Below are 18,494 nucleotides of genomic sequence, written 5' to 3' on the forward strand. Positions count from 1 at the left end.
ATGCCTAGTTTAGAGCATACTTGCAGTCCTGTACCTTTTAGTGTGTGTTCAAAAGTCTGTTTTTCGACTCTTTAAACAACTTTGATCAGCGGCGCAAGCCGACAGTAACGATCTCGCATGAACCTGTCTGTATGTTCCATTCCTTGCTGGCAAATGATAATGTTGATGCCTCTTCTATGCTGTGGGAATGAAGTTTTTCGCCCTCCTCCTCCAGGATGTTGCTCTTGTACGCCGTTTCGAATGGCTGTGGATTCGCTTGCGATGCAGCAAGCCTCAACGTGACGGATTCGGTGGTCATATTGAACCAGCGGAGCATCACATCACCGGAATCTTCATTCACCTTGAGTGAAGAAAAAGCCAAGCCGTCTCCTTGCCATGCAAACGGTGTGTTGTTAGGTGTCAGATAACCCGTGTGTACTTCGGTTTGTGCCAGCGTCCAAGGAACCTGGAACTGATAGGCCTCGATATATGCACCTGACGCTGCACCATTGCCATCATGCGGAATGATCTCGATCTGAAATGTATGTTCACCAAGGCATTGTGCTTCAGGTGTCGGGAACAAACCCCAATCTCCAAGTTCGCCTACAGAACGAAGCAGCGTAACGGCGATGGTGTTGCGCCCATCCTGAAGGACTTCATATTCATTCAGGCCCAGATTGGCAACGACCAATCCGGCGTTCTTTTCACTCACATCCACAAAATTCTGTTGATGCTGTGTATTGCTTGGATTTTGCCACTCCGGTGCAGGCGTATTATCACGCGTTGCAATTTCGAACATGGAATCCACATGATGAACCCCAGATACCAGATCGGTTGGGAAAAGAGCACGTACCCGGTGATCCTTCGCCTGATTGTTGAAGGTTGTTTCTATTTGCACGCCTTTTCCACTACGACTAAGCGATACAACCGTGCGGATCTGGAGCGGAATCATTTTCGTTGAACGCTGGGCTTTACGGTATGGATAATAAATCAGCTCCCGTTGTTCCTGATCCAGCATCTCACCCGCAGACTCCGGTATTTCCCAATGATGAATCACTTCAAACGAGGCCAAGTATGATGTATCTTCAAGGACCCGAATCTCGGCCTGAAGCTCGTGTGTTGTTCGCGCCACTTCATTCTCTGGTTGCTTGAACATGTATTCATTACCGATATCACCCACATTTTCGTACACGCCAAGGTCCTTATAAGTCTGGCCTGTTCGTTTATCTGTGAGTGTGAATGAACCATTGTCTGCAATCTTGACGATCATATGTTGATTTTCCATGCCACGTTCACCACGCAACAGCGTAGTCGTTTTCGACGGAGTACCACTCTTAGCATCATCCGCAACGTTGACCAATGCATAGGTTTTTAGTCCAAATGCAGCTACATTTTCTGTTTCAAAACGAATACGTACTCGCCGACAACTATACGGTTGGCGGAAGCGATCATCTGGCAGATCATAGCCAAATTGCAGACCCAGATCCTCCACCGTACATGGAATGTGATTACCATCTTCATCTACCAGTATGCGATCTGACAGTTCAACGGCTTTCATCTGCGTCGCCATCTCTTCCAACGTATGTCCATCCCGGAAATACAACCGAGCCGCGTCCATTTCCATCTGAACTACACCGCTGCGTTCCCACCCCGTTGTATTAAATACCACGACAGGCCGGGCATTTTCGCCGTAACGCTCAAATATGGAGGTATCGACAGCTGTAGCAATCTGGCTGGTGCTCTCTTCAATTAAAGCCTCTGCTACATGACGGCTCTTATCAAACCGTGTCACCATCTCGCGGTGCACCTCATCCACACTGCATCCACAGATGCTGTCATGCGGGTGATTTTGCATCAGCGTTTTCCAGGCATACGTCAGTTGATCATGTGGATAGGCATGTCCAAGCAGATAGGCGTAGGATGCCAGGGGTTCAGCCACTTTTTCCAGCATAGTCTGGCCCAGCTGGTTCATCTGTTTCAGATACACACGAGCCGAGGCGGTGTTCACCAGGGTTCCCCAGCCATCGGTACGCTGACTGCGCAGTTCGCCTTTGACCGTGGACAGTTCATGTTCAGACGATGCTCTCAAAGCTTCCAGATAATCCGGAAAGTTGGAGTGAATGAACTCGATATCGGGATGTAATTGTTCAGCCATGCGAATCGCTTCTGGCAGATCTCGCTGAATCGGCTGGTGATCACATCCGTTCATGTACAACAACTCATTGGTCGATGCATATTTCTCGGCATCTGCAAGCTTGGTTTCCCAGAACTTGCGGGCCGATTCCTCGTCTACTGGAACTTCATTTCCGTTGGAGTACCAGTTGGCAAACAATACGCCGAGCACTTTTGATCCGTCTGGTCCTTCCCACATCAGCTCCGAGAAGCTTGATTCATATCCGGCATCCGATACCGTATTGTTAAATCCCGTCGGCTTCACACCACGTCCAAAAAACACATTATCAATGCCTGATTGCTGCATCAGCTGTGGAGTCTGCCCGACCAATCCAAATGTATCGGGAAAGTAACCAATTTTCGAAGGGGTGCCGTAACGTTTGGCGTCCTTATGTCCAACCTGCATGTTGCGCACATTGGCTTCTCCGCTCGTCAGAAACGCATCCTGCAAAATGTACCATGGTCCAATCACAATCCGCCCATTGCGGATATGTTTCTCCAGTCGTTCCTTCTGCTCCGGTCGAACCTGAAGATAGTCATCGATAATAATCGTTTGTCCATCCAAATAAAAGCTTTTATAGTCCGATCCCTCATCAAGCTGATCCAACAGTGAATCGACGAGCTGAATAAGACGCATATGATGCTTCTCATACGGCAAATACCATTCCCGATCCCAGTGGGTATGCGAAATAATATGTGCTCTCTTTTTCTTGGTCATCGTGTTATCCCACCTCTTTCATCTTGTTGTACAATCTCAACCTCATCAGGGCGATACACCGCAGTCAGCTTTCCGGAAGCATCCGTGGCAAACAGCACCGAACGATTTTTTTCCAGTTGGAACGCATACGATACACCTGTACGTTGATCTCTCACGTGAACTTCATGGTTCAAGGCAAACTCCGATACGAATACATAGAGATTCCCTTTTGGAAAACTCAGCTTCCGCCCGTAGATTCCTGCGACATTCCCGCCAGATATCCATTCCAACTCCTGTTCGATGCCAGCAATCTCAGTGGCGTAACGATACAATTCAGCAAGTGGTTCATCCCGTCCGTTTAACTCGAGTGGCAGTGGGGTCCAGATTAATTTTCCTTTGCCCAAAGGCAGAACGTGTACTTCATCTGGTATACCATTATCCCCATGAAGCAACGTCTCCTTCGCCACCTCGGCGATACGTCGCCGTCCATAGGTCACTCGGTGATTCATGCCATTAATATTCAGCAATTCCTCCCGCTGCACGTTACCCAAACTGCGTTTGCCTACGATATGATCTGCCCGGTCACTTGTTTTCCAGTATGCGTCCAGTCCCAGCGGTCCGGTAATGAGCAAGCTCGTGCCTTCCTTCTCTGCAAACGTGAGCAATTGTTGGAGTGCATCGCTGTCCATATTGTGCGGACTCGGTACGATGATCAGCTTCGGTGGCTGCTGCTCCAGCGCTTCCAGATGATACTCGGATAACGCACGGAATGGCAATTTCAGATCATAAGACATCACACGAGTAAGCTTTGTTGTGGCATCATAGGCGAGGGCACGGTTGGAGAAGTCATTGGAATACGGGAACACCACTGCAATATCCTCCAGATCGCGGTCTTCAAAGAGATCACGAATGCCATCCATGAATCGGCCAAAATCATAAGACACATCCGCCTCGGGTTTCTCCGTACCATCTGCACGAAGGGCCCCAATATGGGACTCATTGGCATTATCCATATAAAAGTTGGTGTTCCAGATCCATTGCACGGCGCCAGCGCCGCCTGTCGAGAAAGCATAGGCGTACTTTCGTTCGAGAATACCACGAAGCTCCTCTTCCGTACGCTTAGCTCGCCCATCGGGGGTTTCCACATACATGATGCCCGTCTCCTGAATGAGATTCGGTTTGTATGGCGTTTTGGCGAAAATGCCATCCCAGATCAGATCATCGTTCAACCACCAGGAATGCACGGTTGTATAATCCACTTCACGTTCATAGAAGAACGGAGAAGGACGCTGTGCACCAAGGGCTTCGTCCTGTCCCACGGTAACCAGATGATCGGGAACCAGGTCTTTGATCGTACCTACAAGCTCTCTTGCCCAAACATTGTGCATCTCCATAGAGAAGAGACAGTAATCGAGCCAGCGTGTTCCCTTTTTGGCCTTGTGCATGTCCTGTACATCAAAGTTAATCTCTTCCGCCTCCGGGATCACCGCGGCAGCAAAGTTCGGAAGCTGCTTCGGTGACATGTTCCATGCCTCCTGCAACGCCTCAATCGTCTGATGCCGTTGTTCAAGCCAAGCGATAAAAGCCTGCTGTTCATACGAATCCCTCGCCGAGCGTGGGCCTGCCGAGAAGATACGTACTGGATCAAACATCGATGGCTCATTAATCAGATCCCAGTCCACATGTGTTGTATGCGTGTGACGACTAACGATGCTGCGGATGAAACGTTTCTGTGCTTCGACACTCTGCGGGTCCAAATACGGATTCGTGCCTTCCCATGTCTCTGGTGTAAAGGAGAAGAAAGTGAACGTGACCTGTAAGCCGTGGCGTTTCGCCGTTAAAATAAATGCATCAATGGCACGAAGCACATCCTCTGCCATATGTCCGTCCACCTGCATCATGTTGCGATAGGCGGTCCAGATTCCTGTCCGAATCCAGTTGATGCCGGCTTTTGCCATCTGGGCCATGTCTCGATCCCAAACATCCGCATTCGGCAGAAACAGAAATTTCCGTGCCACATCGGAGGTCATGTAGGTCATGCCCACAACAGGGAGAGGGCGTCCGTCTTTTACAAAATAATCCCTGCTGCGGGTAATCACTTCCCCTTCTGCCAGCAGTGCAGCATCCTGTCCCCAGAATCCTTGACGCAAGGTCCGAACTTCACCGTCAGGAGCCTGCGCGTGGCATACGATCCGATACAGCCCACTTTCAATGGATACCGGGAGAAGTATACGTTCGAAACGCTGCTCACCGGAAAGTTCCATCTCCAGTCGATGGCTCCATACCTTCTCCGTCGTGCCACTTGTGCGATCTTCATGCTCGACTGTTATGTCGAATGCCCACAGCTCGGACTCGGTAAGTCTGTTCCCTGCTCGCTGTAAAATCTGGCCTTGAAGTGTGAGTATAGCCCGCTCATCTGGCTCATACGAAGCATAATTCGTTTTGAGGGATAACTCGGTTACACCTTGCGCACAGAATTGCGCCCATTTCACAATCTCGGCAGCGCCATCCTGCGTCCAGAATGAGGTGGTCAGCGGCAGATGTACAAACATCCAGCGTGAACCTACGAAAGTCCCGCGCGAGTTTTCCCACAGAACGATCGGAGCGGCGACACTGCGCCCGTCTTTACTCATGCCACGAAGCAATGGATAAATCTGCGTACTCATCGGTCCTGATGACCCCATCTGGTGGGGCAGATCACTTGTTTTGGTTGTATGTGGAACCAAATTCCATGTATCTGCCTTCTCGAACAGCCCCTCTTTCCCAGTGAGAAGCGGGATCTGTTCGGATGAAGTGTACGATTGCACATTGGCAGAAGATACGTTCAGTGCCTCATGAATATAGAGTTCCTGATGATACGCGGTCTGCTCGGACTCTACAACCCATGCCCCATTTTCATATCGAACCGGACGTTTGAAGGGTGCGCCCCCCACACTGATCAGGCTTCCGCCCTGATGCAAGTAAGCGGCAATCTCCGTCCAGGCGAACTTGGGAAAATAGGGTGCATGCAGATTGACCAGACATCCTTCACCTGCTGTGGTCTTCAAAGCCTCTGCGAGTTCTTCGGCGTTTACAACGGTGATCTCTTCAACTGCTTTCCATGTATTCAGAGCCTCATGAGTTGGAGAAGCACCTTCCATCGGAAACGCAGGATCAGCGAAGATAATCAGCTTTTTATCATTAGGTTGGATACTCATAACAGGCCATCCTTCATCGATCTGTAGACCAACTGGGAGAACAGGCTGTTGGACCATGCAAACCATTTGCGTGTAAAAATCGTTGGATCATCGGCGTGGAAGCCTTCATGCATATAACCTGTATCTGCATCTGTCGCTTCGAGCATGCGAATAATCTCCAGTTTCTCCTCGGCAGACTGCGCAGTCAGTCCTTGCATGGACAATCCCATATGCCAGATGTAATCTGGTGGGGTGTGCGGACTTCCGATCCCTTTGGCAACCTTACCCTCATAATAGAACGGGTTCTCTTTGCTCAGGGCAAAACGGCGCGTATTCTGGTAGATCGGATCATCCGCTGTGACGTAACCCAGATATGGAATGGACATAAGTCCCGGTGTACCCGCATCGTCCATGAGACAGTGGTTGCCATAACCGTCCGTCTCGTACGCATAGATCGGTCCAAATTCCGGATGACGATAAATCCCGTACAACTGAATGCCGTGATCCACATCCTGCTCCAGATCCTTCAATTCCTGCAAAAGTTCCATATCCCGGAACACCCACTCGGCAAACTCCTGCATTTGACGCAGAGCGACAACCGCGAACATGTTACCAGGGATATTGTAGTGGAAATCACACGCATCATCACTGGAACGGAAACCGGACCAGATCATCCCCGTGTAGTTGACTGGCATACCTTTTCCGTGATTGCGCAGGGAATCTGTTGGGATGCCGTTATTACGAGTAAAGCGATATGGAGATTGTTCCATGTGATGCTGTTCGACTTTAAACAGGTCCACGATTTTACGCATCGCTGCTTTGAAGCTGGAATCGAAAATGTCAGTCAGCTCGGTTTCCTTCCAATATAAATACGCCAGGCGTACAACAAAACATAATGAGTCGATCTCAAACTTACGCTCCCACACCCAAGGTGACATCTCGGTTTCGTCCGTGGTGTTCCAGTGCCAGTCGTTGGCCGTCTCATTGAAAGCATTGGCATACGGATCGATGTGAACATACTGGATATGACGTTTGATCAGCCCGCCAATAATGCGTTGCAGGTCCTCGTCTTCTTTTGCAAACGGAATGTAATGTACCACCTGCTCCACGGAATCACGCAGCCAGGAAGCCGGAATATCCCCTGTGATAACAAAAGTCGTACCGTCCTCCATCAACTTGGTTGTTGTCTCGATGGTGTTAGGGAAGCAGTTTTTGAATAATTGAAGCAGTTTTGGTCGGTGAGCCAGTTTCTGTTCTGCTTCTTCGAGCACGGCCTGAATGGATTGTGGCAAAGCAACAGGTGGCATAGGTATTTTGGGTAATCTGAACTGTTCCATGGATGAGTGCAACTCCTTAAACAAATTGAATGGTGTAGCTATACAGGATGAAACAAAAAATTTACACGGGACCACTGCGCGGTCAGAAATATCCTCCGATCGCTGTTATCCCCAGATTTTTTTGATTCCCTTTTCTAAAGGGTAAAATCTGGGGATAGCGTATGCTTCCGATGTAGCTTTCTTTCAGAAAGCTTTTAGGCGAACGCTTCGCTTCTTCGAATTCTTTCTGTCCTCTCCGTTAACGTGTGAATTTTTAGTTGAACATGTATAGCTCAAAAATATTTCAAAAAGGTTTACCGCAGTAGCACGGTTTGTATTTGGTAAGGTTTAAAAGATAATGTAATCTGGCCATTGGTATGGGCCAGTGGTTTGATCGGTTCTTCCAGTGCGTTGGAGTGGTACGCTTGCTCAAAGGCATGCGGCCATTGCAATGTGATGTTTTCGCGTTTTCCTGACGATTCATAGAAACGAAGTATGGTGCCTTGTCCATCCTCTGCCAATTTGACGGTATCCAGAATGACATGGTTGCTGTTGAATTTAATCCATGAGCCTGTTGCTGGACGTACAGGTGCCGCATGAGTAGTTGCATCTGCAATTGGATCGACTCCATTCCCTGTGCTTTGCTGTACTTCTTCCCTCGGCTGTACCTGCTCTATCTGTTGCTCTTGTTGTATCTGACCCTTTTGTTGCACTTGTTTCACTTGCTGTACCGTCACCTCATGATTCAGCTCAGCTGCCTGACGTACGGTGTGTGCAGTTCGCCAGTCTCCGTCATGTGGATACAGGGAATAGGTGAATTCATGTTCTCCCAGATCGGCTGTGCGATCAGGCCATTTGGGTGCACGCAGTAGGGACAAACGAATAGTGCTTCCCTGCACGTCATACCCGTATTTGCAATCATTGAGCAGACTCACGCCGTATCCATATTCGGACACATCCGCGAAGCGATGTCCACAGACTTCATACTGGGCTTGTTCCCAGCTTGTGTTGCGATGTGTTGGACGTTCCAGTGCGCCAAATGGAATCTCAAACGTAGCCTTGGAGGTCACCACATCAATCGGGAAACCAACTTTCAGAAGTTTGTGATTTTCGTTCCAGTTCACCTGTGTCTGGAAGTCGATACGTCGTGAATCATGATAAAAGACGATATCTTGTGTGATTTCCGATTGAGGTAGCTTCCAATGGAAACGCAGGACATCTTTCGTTGTACCCGCCAGCACCAGCTTTTTCTCCAACAGTTCCACTTCGCCAGCAATCTGTTCTTCATAACGACTGTCGATATCCCATGCATCCCAGAGCGTTGGACGATCGTGGAAGAAGTGAAGTTGATTGCCTCGTTCACCCGGCTTCAGCATCTCACGCTCTGCGGTTTTATCCCACAGGCGGATGATCTCCCCACGTTCATTGAATTGCACATGATAAAAGGCGGTATCCCATGTATCATTAAAGGTTGTTTGTGCGGCAAGGTTCTTCATTTCCCGTACATTCGTTTCCCTTGTATTTTCCGGTACAAGCCAAATCGTCTTATATCCAAACGCCGGAATGTCTGTCACGAGAATAGACATGCTGCCATCCTCCCAATCCATCCGCAGCCGTTGGCCTTCTTCATCGATGCCGTAGCGATCCAAGCCATCCTGCACAGGAAGTTGAACGACTGCACTCCGTTTCCAGCCCAGGCTGTTGAATACAACATAGGCTACTGAACCTTCCGGTCCCTCTGTGTTGATACCCGTTGTCAATGCTGCAATGCCTTGATCCAGTCCGGTTCTGCCCAATTCAAATACCTGTACATATTCCTCATTCGAAGTGACGTAGGACTCCGTAATTGCCGAGCCCGGAATAATATCATGAAATTGATTCAGCAAAATTAATTTCCAGCCCTCATGCAGATTCGAACGCACTTCAGCTTCGGTATTCGCCTCCATATCTGGCAGAGCGAGTGTGTTCCACAGCTCAGCTTCTCGATACAAAACCTCCGCTTTCCGGTTGTTGCGCTTATTGCGCGCATGGGTCGTGTAGGTTCCCCGATGTAACTCCAGATACAGATCGCCATGCCACTTCGGAAGTACAGGTTGCTCCTTTTCAATTCCGGCAAAGAAAGCTCCAGCTGTGCTATAACGGCTCGCAGGCTGTCCAACCATCAGGTCTGCGCGATCCACATACTCCAGCATCTCGCGTGTTACGCCACCGCCGCCATCTCCGTGTCCGTATAGAAGCATATGCTCCGGATGAGCCGCTTTCTCACGGTAGGACTGCCAGTGATCATGAATGTCCTTCGGCAACGTATGCTCGTTAACACCATGATTGAGGTAAGACAGGATCGGTGTGCCGTCAATGCCCACCCAGTGGAAGAGATCGTATGGAAACACATTTGTGTCGTTCCATCCGAGCTTTGTTGTCATGAAATATTCCACATTGCCATGCTTCAAAATCTGTGGCAGGGAGGCACAATACCCAAACGTATCCGGCAACCATTCAATCTGTGATGTTTTGCCAAACTCCTCCATATAGAAACGCTGACCATATAACATCTGGCGAATCAGGGACTCCCCGCTTGGGATGTTCAGATCCGGCTCAACCCACATACCTCCAACCAGTTCCCAGCGGCCTTCTACAATCCGCTGCTTCACCCGCGCGTACAGCTCGGGATCATGCTCCTTCAGAAACGCATATAGTAAGGGTTGGCTCTGGGAATAAACATAGTCCGGATATTCATTCATGAGTGCATCCACGGTGGAGAAAGTACGGCTCGTTTTGCGTACCGTCTCACGTACAGGCCACAGCCAGGCAATATCAATATGGGACTGCCCCACCATATGCTCCAGACCTTCCGCGTTTCCGCCAATCTCACGCACATGATGCTTCAGATTATTCTCAATCTGACGAATACCCTCTCCCTGCTCAATCTCTTCTGCTGACATGCCTACAAATTGATCCATCGCACGGTACACCAGTTCTAACAGGCGAACCCGCCGAAAGTCACTTTCCGGTAGCAACACAGCCGAATCACGCACAATAATGACGGTATACATGAGACTGCGAACCGCTTCATTTGGCCTTACCAGCAGGCTCGTAATTGATGTGATTGGCGGCTGAATAACCGCCTGTTGATTCAACGGGTCTACAGGTTCAGGTACCGGATCAAACATCTCGATCTCCAGTTCTGGAGCGTTTCCGACTTTGGATGGATCAAGCGTGACGTAGGTATGATTGCGGTCAAGGCCCTGATAAGAGTGCCCATTTACCCGAAGCAAGCCTTCTCCGCCTGTCTCAAATACAAGCCCATAAGGTGTTTGCTGCCATGTAGCAGGAATCTCCAAACGTGTTCTAAAGAAATAAGTCGTTCCCTGTTTGCTCGGAAAACGATCAAAATCTTGCCCTTCGGGGTACTCACCCTGATCCTCGTACTGTCCTGGCACATGATAATAAGCGCGGGTAATGTCCCAGTTGCGCAGCTGTAATTGCTCCAGCCACTGATGTTCGGACAACTCGCGAATAAATCGTCTGATACGTTCCAACGTCTTACGCCTCCCTTACGGTCAGTTCGGCTATTTGCGTATCGTTTACGCTGCTGCCGATATGAATATGGAATTGTCCCGGTTCAACGACAGGCTTCAAATCACGACCAATATACTGCAGTTGCTCGGCCCCGATGTGGAATTCCACGGTCTGTGTCTCTCCCGGCTCCAGGTTCACTTTTGCAAACCCCTTCAGTTCCTTGGCCGGACGAGTTAGTGAGCTGACCACGTCAGAGATGTACATCTGTACAACTTCTGCACCTGCATAACGGCCGGTGTTGGTCACGTTCACCGATACCGAAACCATATCACCAGCTGTCATGGATGCAGCACTCAACTGCGGTTCACTGTACTCATATGTGGTATAACTCAGTCCGTATCCAAATGCATAACGTGGCTCCAGATCCTCTTCGAGGTAACGTTTGCCTCGGGAACGTTTGCCGTTATAATAGATCGGTAATTGGCCGACATGCTTCGGAATGGAGATCGTCAATTTGCCTGACGGATTCACATCACCGAATAAAATATCTGCAATGGCACGACCGCCCTCTTGACCCGGATACCACGCCTCCAGAATCGCATCGGCATGTTCATCCACCCAAGGTTCAGTGATGGGACGACCATTAATGTAAACAACGACAAGTTTCTTGCCGAGCTTGTGAATCTCCTGAATCAGTTCCAACTGTACTCCGGCAAGACCCAATGTCATCCGGTCGATCCCTTCGCCACACTCCATATCATTCCAGGAGTTATCCGAGACATTGGAAGCGCCCGTCTTCAGATCAATTGTTCCTTCTCCAAAGTCACGCGCACTGGAGCCACCAACCACCATAATGACTGTATCTGCCTGGCTGGCGACTTCAAGGGCACGCTCGAATCCTTCTTTTGAATCACCTTTGATCCGGCAGCCTGGTGCATAAAGAACCTGATCTGTACTGCTGTCACCAGTCAAAGGGCCAACAGGACTCTTCTCCGTTTGCCCATCCACATGATTAGCCAGCTTACTGCGAATCCCATCTAGTACCGTCGCCACTTTCGACTTCGGTTGCGGAGATGTGTAATCGCCCAGTTGATTGTAGGCCTGATCCGCATTTGGGCCGATCACGGCAATCCGGCCCACATTTGCTAACGAGAGAGGTAACGTGTCAGCCTCATTTTTGAGAAGTACAACCCCTTCCGCAGCCAACTGGCGTGCCAGTTGAATATGCGCTTCACTTCCAATTACTTCTGCTGCCCGATCGGCATCCACATAAGGCTGTTCGAATAAACCCAGTCTGAACTTCAACGCCAGCACGCGAGAGGCAGCCTGATCCAGAACCTGCATATCAAGCTTGCCTTCTGCCACCGCCTGCACCAGATATTGCCCAAACATCTCACCGGACATTTCCATATCGATGCCTGCCTCAATCGCCTGTACGGAAGCTTCCATTCCATCTGCCGCGACATCATGCCCACTTGCCAGCATGTTGATCGCACCACAATCCGTAATGACCAGACCGTCAAAGCCCCAATCCTTACGCAAAACATCTTCCAGCAATTCCGTATTCACGGTGCAAGGCGTGCCATCAATTTCGTTATATGCTGGCATGATCGACGCAGCGCCCGCTTCCACCGCTTTGCAGAATGGATAGAGATCCACTTCCAGCAGCTCGCGCCAGCCCATATGTACAGGCCCTGCATTACGTCCGCCTTCTGAGCTGCCATAACCAACAAAATGTTTCAGCGTTGCCGCTACTGTATCTCCACGGTCAAGACTTTCACCCTGAAGCCCTTCTACGGAAGCAACTGCCAGCTCTCCAATGAGAAACGGATCTTCACCGAAACATTCCTCCGTACGTCCCCAGCGCGGATCACGCACAACATCCAGTACCGGAGAATAGGTGACCGCGCCACCTTGGGCACGTGTCTCCCTTGCTACTGCCTGGCACATCTCCCGATACAGATCCACATTCCAGGTGCTCCCCAGTAAAAGAGGGACAGGATAGACCGTTCCGTCAATAGCCATATGACCATGCGAGCACTCTTCCCCGATCAGAATGGGAATCCCCAGTCTGGAATGTTCTATTGCATAACGTTGAATCAGATTGACCGCCTCAGCGCCTTCTCTGGCGGATAGTCCATTTTCCAGCGTAACGCCCGTCCACGGATCTGCGCGAAGTGCACCATAGAGGGAGCCGACGCCCCCATTTTCCACTTGCTGTTTAAAGGATTCGTTTAACGTGATGTTCCCTTGATCATTCGTATATGTCTGCCAGCCAAATGGCTGCGTAAGTTGACCTACCTTTTCTTCCGTAGTCATCAGGCTCAGCAGGTGTTGTACCCGTTCCTCTACGGATTTGCTTTGGTCCTTATAAGTCATCAATCTGCATCTCTCCAATCCTATAACGTGATCCGGTTATTCTTTGACCGCGCCCACCGTCAGACCCTGTACAAAATAACGCTGGAAGAACGGATAAGCGAATATAATCGGCAACGTAGCAAGCACAACCATCGCCATTCGGGACGTATCCTGCGGAATGGACTGCATGGCTGCCAGACTCATCGAACTGTTAGCAGAGTTCTGCTGGATAAATTGGATACTCGACTCAATCCGCATTAACATAGATTGCAGTGGTACCAGATTCGGATTATCGATGTATAACAGCGCATTAAACCAATCATTCCAGTAACCGAGTGTACTGAACAACCCGATGGTTGCCAGTCCCGGCAAGGAGAGTGGAACCACGATTTTCATAAAGGTATAGAACTCACCGGCGCCATCAATCTTCGCCGATTCAATGACTGCATCCGGTACACTGGTGGAGTAGAATGTACGCAGGATCATAATATAGAAGGCATTCATCGCCAGCGGCAGAATCAGTGCCCATAACGTATCTTTCAACCCGAGCAGCTGGGATACGACCATATAGGTTGGAATCATCCCGCCGTTGAACAGCATGGTAAGAATTGCAAAGATGGAGAAAAATCTCCGATATCTGAAGCTCTTGCGGGAAACCGCATACGCATACAGCGACATGAGAATCAGACTGATGATGGTACCAAGTACCGTCACCAGGATGGTAACTCCATACGCCCGCAGTAGCGTGTCCCCACTCTGCCAGACAAACTGATATGCCGCGAGACTCCATTCTGCCGGAATCAGACGATACCCATCACGGGCCAGTGCTTTCTCGTCTGTAAACGAGATGATGACTACAAATATAAAAGGAAATACACAGATCAGAGCGAATAGACCTGCGATGATGTTCATGATCACGTTCCAGCCGTTGGATACGTGGTGGAAGTCGCGTTTTTTAACAAGCCCTGCTTGAGCCATAGTGGTTCACTCCTTTCCCTGTCCTAGAATAGGCTGCTGTCTTTATCTACTTTGCGAACAACATAGTTGGAGATAATAACAAGCACAAAGCCCACCACGGATTGATACAATCCCGCTGCTGTACTCATGCCGATCTCACCACTAGTTTTCAAACCTCGATATACATACGTATCAATAACATTGGTCACGGAATAAAGCGTACCCGAATCCCTTGGCACCTGATAAAAGAGTCCAAAGTCGGCATAGAAAATGCGGCCTACGGCCAGCAAGGTCATAATCGTGATGATGGGCGACAGCAACGGAATCGTAATATTGCGAATCTGCTGCCATTTGCTTGCTCCATCAATCATGGCTGCTTCATACAGTGATTTATCAATCCCCAGTATGGAAGCTAGATAGACAACGCTGCTATAACCGATGGTTTTCCATAACGCTACGAATACCAGAATATACGGCCAATATTTCGCCTCAGAGTACCACTGAATTGGTTCCATCCCAAACCAGCCGATAATCTGATTCAACATCCCGCGGTCCATGCTCAAGAAGCTGAATGCGAAGTAACCAACAATAACCCAGGAGAGAAAATACGGCAGAAACATGCCAGTTTGATACAGTTTGGCGAGTCGTTTATTCACTAGTTCCGAGAGCAGGATTGCCAATGCCACAGCAAATACCAGTCCCAGGAAGATAATGGCGATGTTATAAAAGAGGGTGTTGCGTGTAATGAGCCATGCGTCACTTGTGCTGAACAGGAATTTGAAATTGTCCCAGCCAACCCATTCACTCTTCATCAGACTTGCCCAGAACCCTTCACGGCTGAATCGATATTCTTTGAAAGCAGCCACTGTGCCCACAAGTGGCAAGTAGGAGAAAAAGAAGAACCAGATGGCGCCTGGCAACACCATGAGCAGCATGACTCGGTTTCTAATCAGGTTTTTCAAAAATGTAGTCATTGTGGATATCCTCCTTCAGGCTTGAATGAAAAAGGACCGGACGCGATAAGCAGCCGCCCGATCCTTACGATGTACTGTTACTTGTTTTCCGCTCTCCAGGCATCCAGCTGGCTTTGGGCTTCAGCCATTACTTTCTCCAGTCCGGCTTGATTGAACTTCTCAATCACTTGATCCAGATTGGCTGCCGGGTCCAGTGTACCTGTCATCAGTGCTGCCCAATATTGCTCTTTCACGTTCTGTACCGCTGTCAGTTCGGACGATACATTGCTTGCATCAAAGTTAAAGCTGAGGATCGGGGAATTGACACCTTCAGCGTTAAACTTCTTGAACTCATCCCATTTGTTATCCGGGTCATTGCTGTTCAGATAGAGCAGCATGTTGTTCCCAAGAGAGTATGAAGGCATATCGTAGTTTTTCGATTCAGGCAGATTTTCCATATGTGTGTCATCCACTTTTTTGTAGTGTGTGCCCTCAATACCGGAGTCCACCATATTACGCAGCACAGGATCTGTATTGAGCAGGTTCAGGAATTCCATCGCTTTCTCCGGATATTCCGAGTTCGCCGAGATGGCCATAATGGAGCCTTGTACAGATGTATTTGTTATAATTGCTTCACTTGCAGGTGTTGAAACGACTTGATAACCGTAACTTGCAGACCATTGATTGTCCGCGAGTGGCTGAGTCTGTGCACGATCCAGGAACCAGTTACCCGATGTTGTCAGGTCGTTCGTGGAACCTGTTGTTGCCGCTTCTGCCGATACATAACCAGCCTTGTAGTATTTGTGCATTGTGGTAAGTGCTTCTTTCATTTCAGGTGTTTCCAGTATGTTTACAAGCTTATAGTCTGTTGTATCCAGCTTGATTGCCATTGGCAGATTCTGAATGACATAGTCATAAGGCACGTAAGGAACATAGTTTTTATCCATGGCAAATGGTGTTACACTCGCCTCGTTTTCCTTAATTTTTTTGAGCAGAGGCTCCAGACTGTCTAACGTACGAACGCCAGAGATGTCCAACTTGTATTTATCAACCAGCATTTGGTTAAAGCGCCACACCTCTTGTTGTGGCAACTCTTTGTTGGCTGGAATTCCGTAATTGTGTCCATCTACCTTGGAACCGCTTAGGAATGCAGGATCGATGGTCTTGGTAAGATCCTGACCGTGTTCAGCAAGCAGGTCATCCAGTTCGAGGAATGCACCTTTTCTGGCATTTTGTACATAATCGAATCCACCAGAAGAAGTGAACAGAATGTCCATTGGCTCACCGGATGCTACGTTAACCTGCATCTTCTGCGGGTAGTCACCCCAGTCAACCATCTTCATCGTTACCGTGGCATTAATTTTCTCTTTGGTATACTTGCTCACTTCTTCCATCACTTTGTTGACGTCTTTCTGAGGGGTACCGATGGTATACCAGATCAACTCTACCGCGTCATCTCCAGCTCCCCCGGATTCTGAAGCATCTTTGCTTCCTCCACAGGCACTAAGAACAAGTGTAACGGCCATTAACAATGCAAGAACGAGTGAGAAGCGTTTTCTTTGTTTACTCATTTCTTTGATCCTCCCTTTTCGTGTTCCCTTAGGCTCTACTTACTAACTGCTTTAACCTTATCGAATGAAAGCATTTACAAAAAGAAGATAAACTTAAGTTTTCGAGGTACAAATTAAAGAGAAATCGTCCTTGGGCATCTATTTTGTACCTATTTAAATAAATCGCTTACATGAAAGAGACATGCCGGGTAACGTATGCCATGATTTTCTACCATGCCATTCCTGTTCCCGATATGTCTCTTGGCTCTCTGTCCGCATAGTTGGATCTACCCGTCACCGAATTAACCAAACACCTTGAAATCAGTCGGTGAAATTCCCACATATTTGCGGAACTGTTTATAGAAATACCCTGTCTCCCAATACCCCACATTTCGGGCGATCTCATGTACCTTCAGATTGGAATTGCGTAGTTGCTCCTTCGCACGTTCAATCCGGTATTTGTTGATATATTCGGCAAACGTCTCCCCGGTCTCCTTATGGAACAATTGTCCCAAATACACCGGATGCAAATGATAGTGGGCACCCAATAGCTTCAAGGAGAGCTCTTCTGCGTAGTGTTTGTCGATATGCTGAAGCACTTGGTTTACAATTGGATTTTTCAGATCCTGCAATAGGGATTGGATCGTCTGCGACCCAACCTGCTGAAGCGCCCGCACGAGCTCATCAAAAGTGCCACTGTCCAGTACAAGTTGAAGCCCTTGTTGGTATATGGCAGACTCATCCGAGTGTTTGATGCTCTCCAGTTCCATCTTGAAGCGAATCACAACTTCCAGTGCGGTATTCTGTAACTCCCCAGGTGTAAGCCCATCGCGATGCTGTTCAAAATCCATGCGAATCCGGTCAGCAAGTTGTTCAGTATTGCGGGACAGAATGAGTTTGGCATACTCCCTCCATTCAATAAAAAAGGTCGCCGTTGAATTTCCGCACCTTTCCAGCATGGCATGGTCGATGACTTTAAGGTCGGGATAAATCATCACATACTGGAGTGCTTTTTTGGCCTCCGCATAACTGGTCGGCGCATGGTATAACCCTTTCATCAATCTGCCTGCTCCAATGCGTGCCGCCGGATGGGTTACGGTTATCTCATCAGATAATGCCTGCAAGCCATCCATCAACTTCTGTTCCTCGTCACTCGTACCCTGAATGTTGGCAATAATGACGATGTCTCCATCGATATCATGAAATACGTTCAGATGGCGTCTGTCTCTCAGCATCTCTTCTACACGTTCAAACATGCCAGGTACTTGCCCTTTGTCACGCAGAATGGCCACAGCAACGTCCGGTGCATCCAGCGAAAGGTTCATGAACTGGGCACGTTCTTCAAATTCAGTAGCTGCAATCTGCCCCGTAAGCCATCGATGAAGAATGTTATCTTTCAGAATCTGGATGCCATACGCATCATCGGCTTGAGGTGATACCGTATGATCCAGCTTGGACGCCGTGTTGCTCAGCGTGGATTCCAGTTCCTCTACATTAATCGGTTTGAGCAGATAGTTTTCGATCCCCAATTGCATGCCTTCCTTCAGATATTCGAACTCATTGAAACCACTGAGGATAATGACCTTAAGCTCAGGTTGCACTCGCCTTGCTTCCCGAATCAGATCGAGACCATTCATGAGTGGCATGGATATATCCGTAATCAGAATGTCCACAGGCTGAGAAGAGAGCGCTTGTAACGCTGCTTGCCCATTACCTGCATGACTCACAATTTCCATACCAAATGAAGACCAATCCACAATATCGTATAAACCTTCAATGATGAATGGCTCATCGTCCACAACAAACACCTTGTACAT

9 protein-coding genes are annotated in these 18,494 nt (G+C 48.8%); all 9 read right to left on the minus strand.

Annotated elements, in window-relative coordinates; translation table 11 throughout:
• Positions 1 to 85 precede the first annotated feature (85 nt).
• The 9 genes from MHH92_RS24815 to MHH92_RS24855 all read right to left on the minus strand — a co-directional run bounded on the left by MHH92_RS24815 (position 86) and on the right by MHH92_RS24855 (position 18,494).
• A complete protein-coding gene (locus MHH92_RS24815; protein ID WP_340907003.1) occupies positions 86 to 2,869 on the minus strand; it encodes an alpha-mannosidase in 2,784 nt (927 codons plus the stop codon).
• Entirely contained in the window at positions 2,866 to 6,045 is a 3,180-nt protein-coding gene (locus MHH92_RS24820) for a beta-galactosidase (RefSeq protein WP_340907004.1), read from the minus strand. The genes MHH92_RS24815 and MHH92_RS24820 overlap by 4 nt, the downstream gene beginning before the upstream one ends.
• Positions 6,042 to 7,361 (minus strand): glycoside hydrolase family 125 protein, encoded by a 1,320-nt coding sequence (locus tag MHH92_RS24825; protein WP_076329001.1) that lies wholly within the window; start codon positions 7,359 to 7,361, stop codon positions 6,042 to 6,044. Before MHH92_RS24825 ends, MHH92_RS24820 begins: the two co-directional genes overlap by 4 nt.
• A 293-nt stretch (positions 7,362 to 7,654) precedes the next feature.
• Positions 7,655 to 10,879: an alpha-mannosidase gene (locus MHH92_RS24830; RefSeq protein ID WP_340907005.1), complete on the minus strand. Its 3,225-nt coding sequence runs from the start codon at positions 10,877 to 10,879 to the stop codon at positions 7,655 to 7,657.
• A 4-nt stretch (positions 10,880 to 10,883) separates the two neighbouring features.
• Positions 10,884 to 13,238 carry a glycoside hydrolase family 3 N-terminal domain-containing protein gene (locus MHH92_RS24835; protein ID WP_340907776.1) on the minus strand — a complete coding sequence of 785 codons (2,355 nt, stop codon included), beginning with the start codon at positions 13,236 to 13,238 and terminating at the stop codon, positions 10,884 to 10,886.
• A gap of 36 nt (positions 13,239 to 13,274) precedes the next feature.
• The gene (locus tag MHH92_RS24840; RefSeq protein ID WP_036605781.1) at positions 13,275 to 14,195 is read right to left on the minus strand and encodes a carbohydrate ABC transporter permease; all 921 of its coding nucleotides are present in this window, start codon (positions 14,193 to 14,195) and stop codon (positions 13,275 to 13,277) included.
• A gap of 23 nt (positions 14,196 to 14,218) precedes the next feature.
• Positions 14,219 to 15,148 carry an ABC transporter permease gene (locus MHH92_RS24845; RefSeq protein WP_036605780.1) on the minus strand — a complete coding sequence of 310 codons (930 nt, stop codon included), beginning with the start codon at positions 15,146 to 15,148 and terminating at the stop codon, positions 14,219 to 14,221.
• A gap of 77 nt (positions 15,149 to 15,225) precedes the next feature.
• Positions 15,226 to 16,698, minus strand: a complete 1,473-nt coding sequence (locus MHH92_RS24850) for an ABC transporter substrate-binding protein (RefSeq protein ID WP_340907007.1) — start codon at positions 16,696 to 16,698, stop codon at positions 15,226 to 15,228.
• 281 nt (positions 16,699 to 16,979) lie between these two features.
• A complete protein-coding gene (locus MHH92_RS24855; protein ID WP_127547020.1) occupies positions 16,980 to 18,494 on the minus strand; it encodes a response regulator transcription factor in 1,515 nt (504 codons plus the stop codon).

This window comes from Paenibacillus sp. FSL M7-1414 (genome assembly GCF_038003195.1).
Lineage (GTDB): Bacteria > Bacillota > Bacilli > Paenibacillales > Paenibacillaceae > Paenibacillus > Paenibacillus amylolyticus.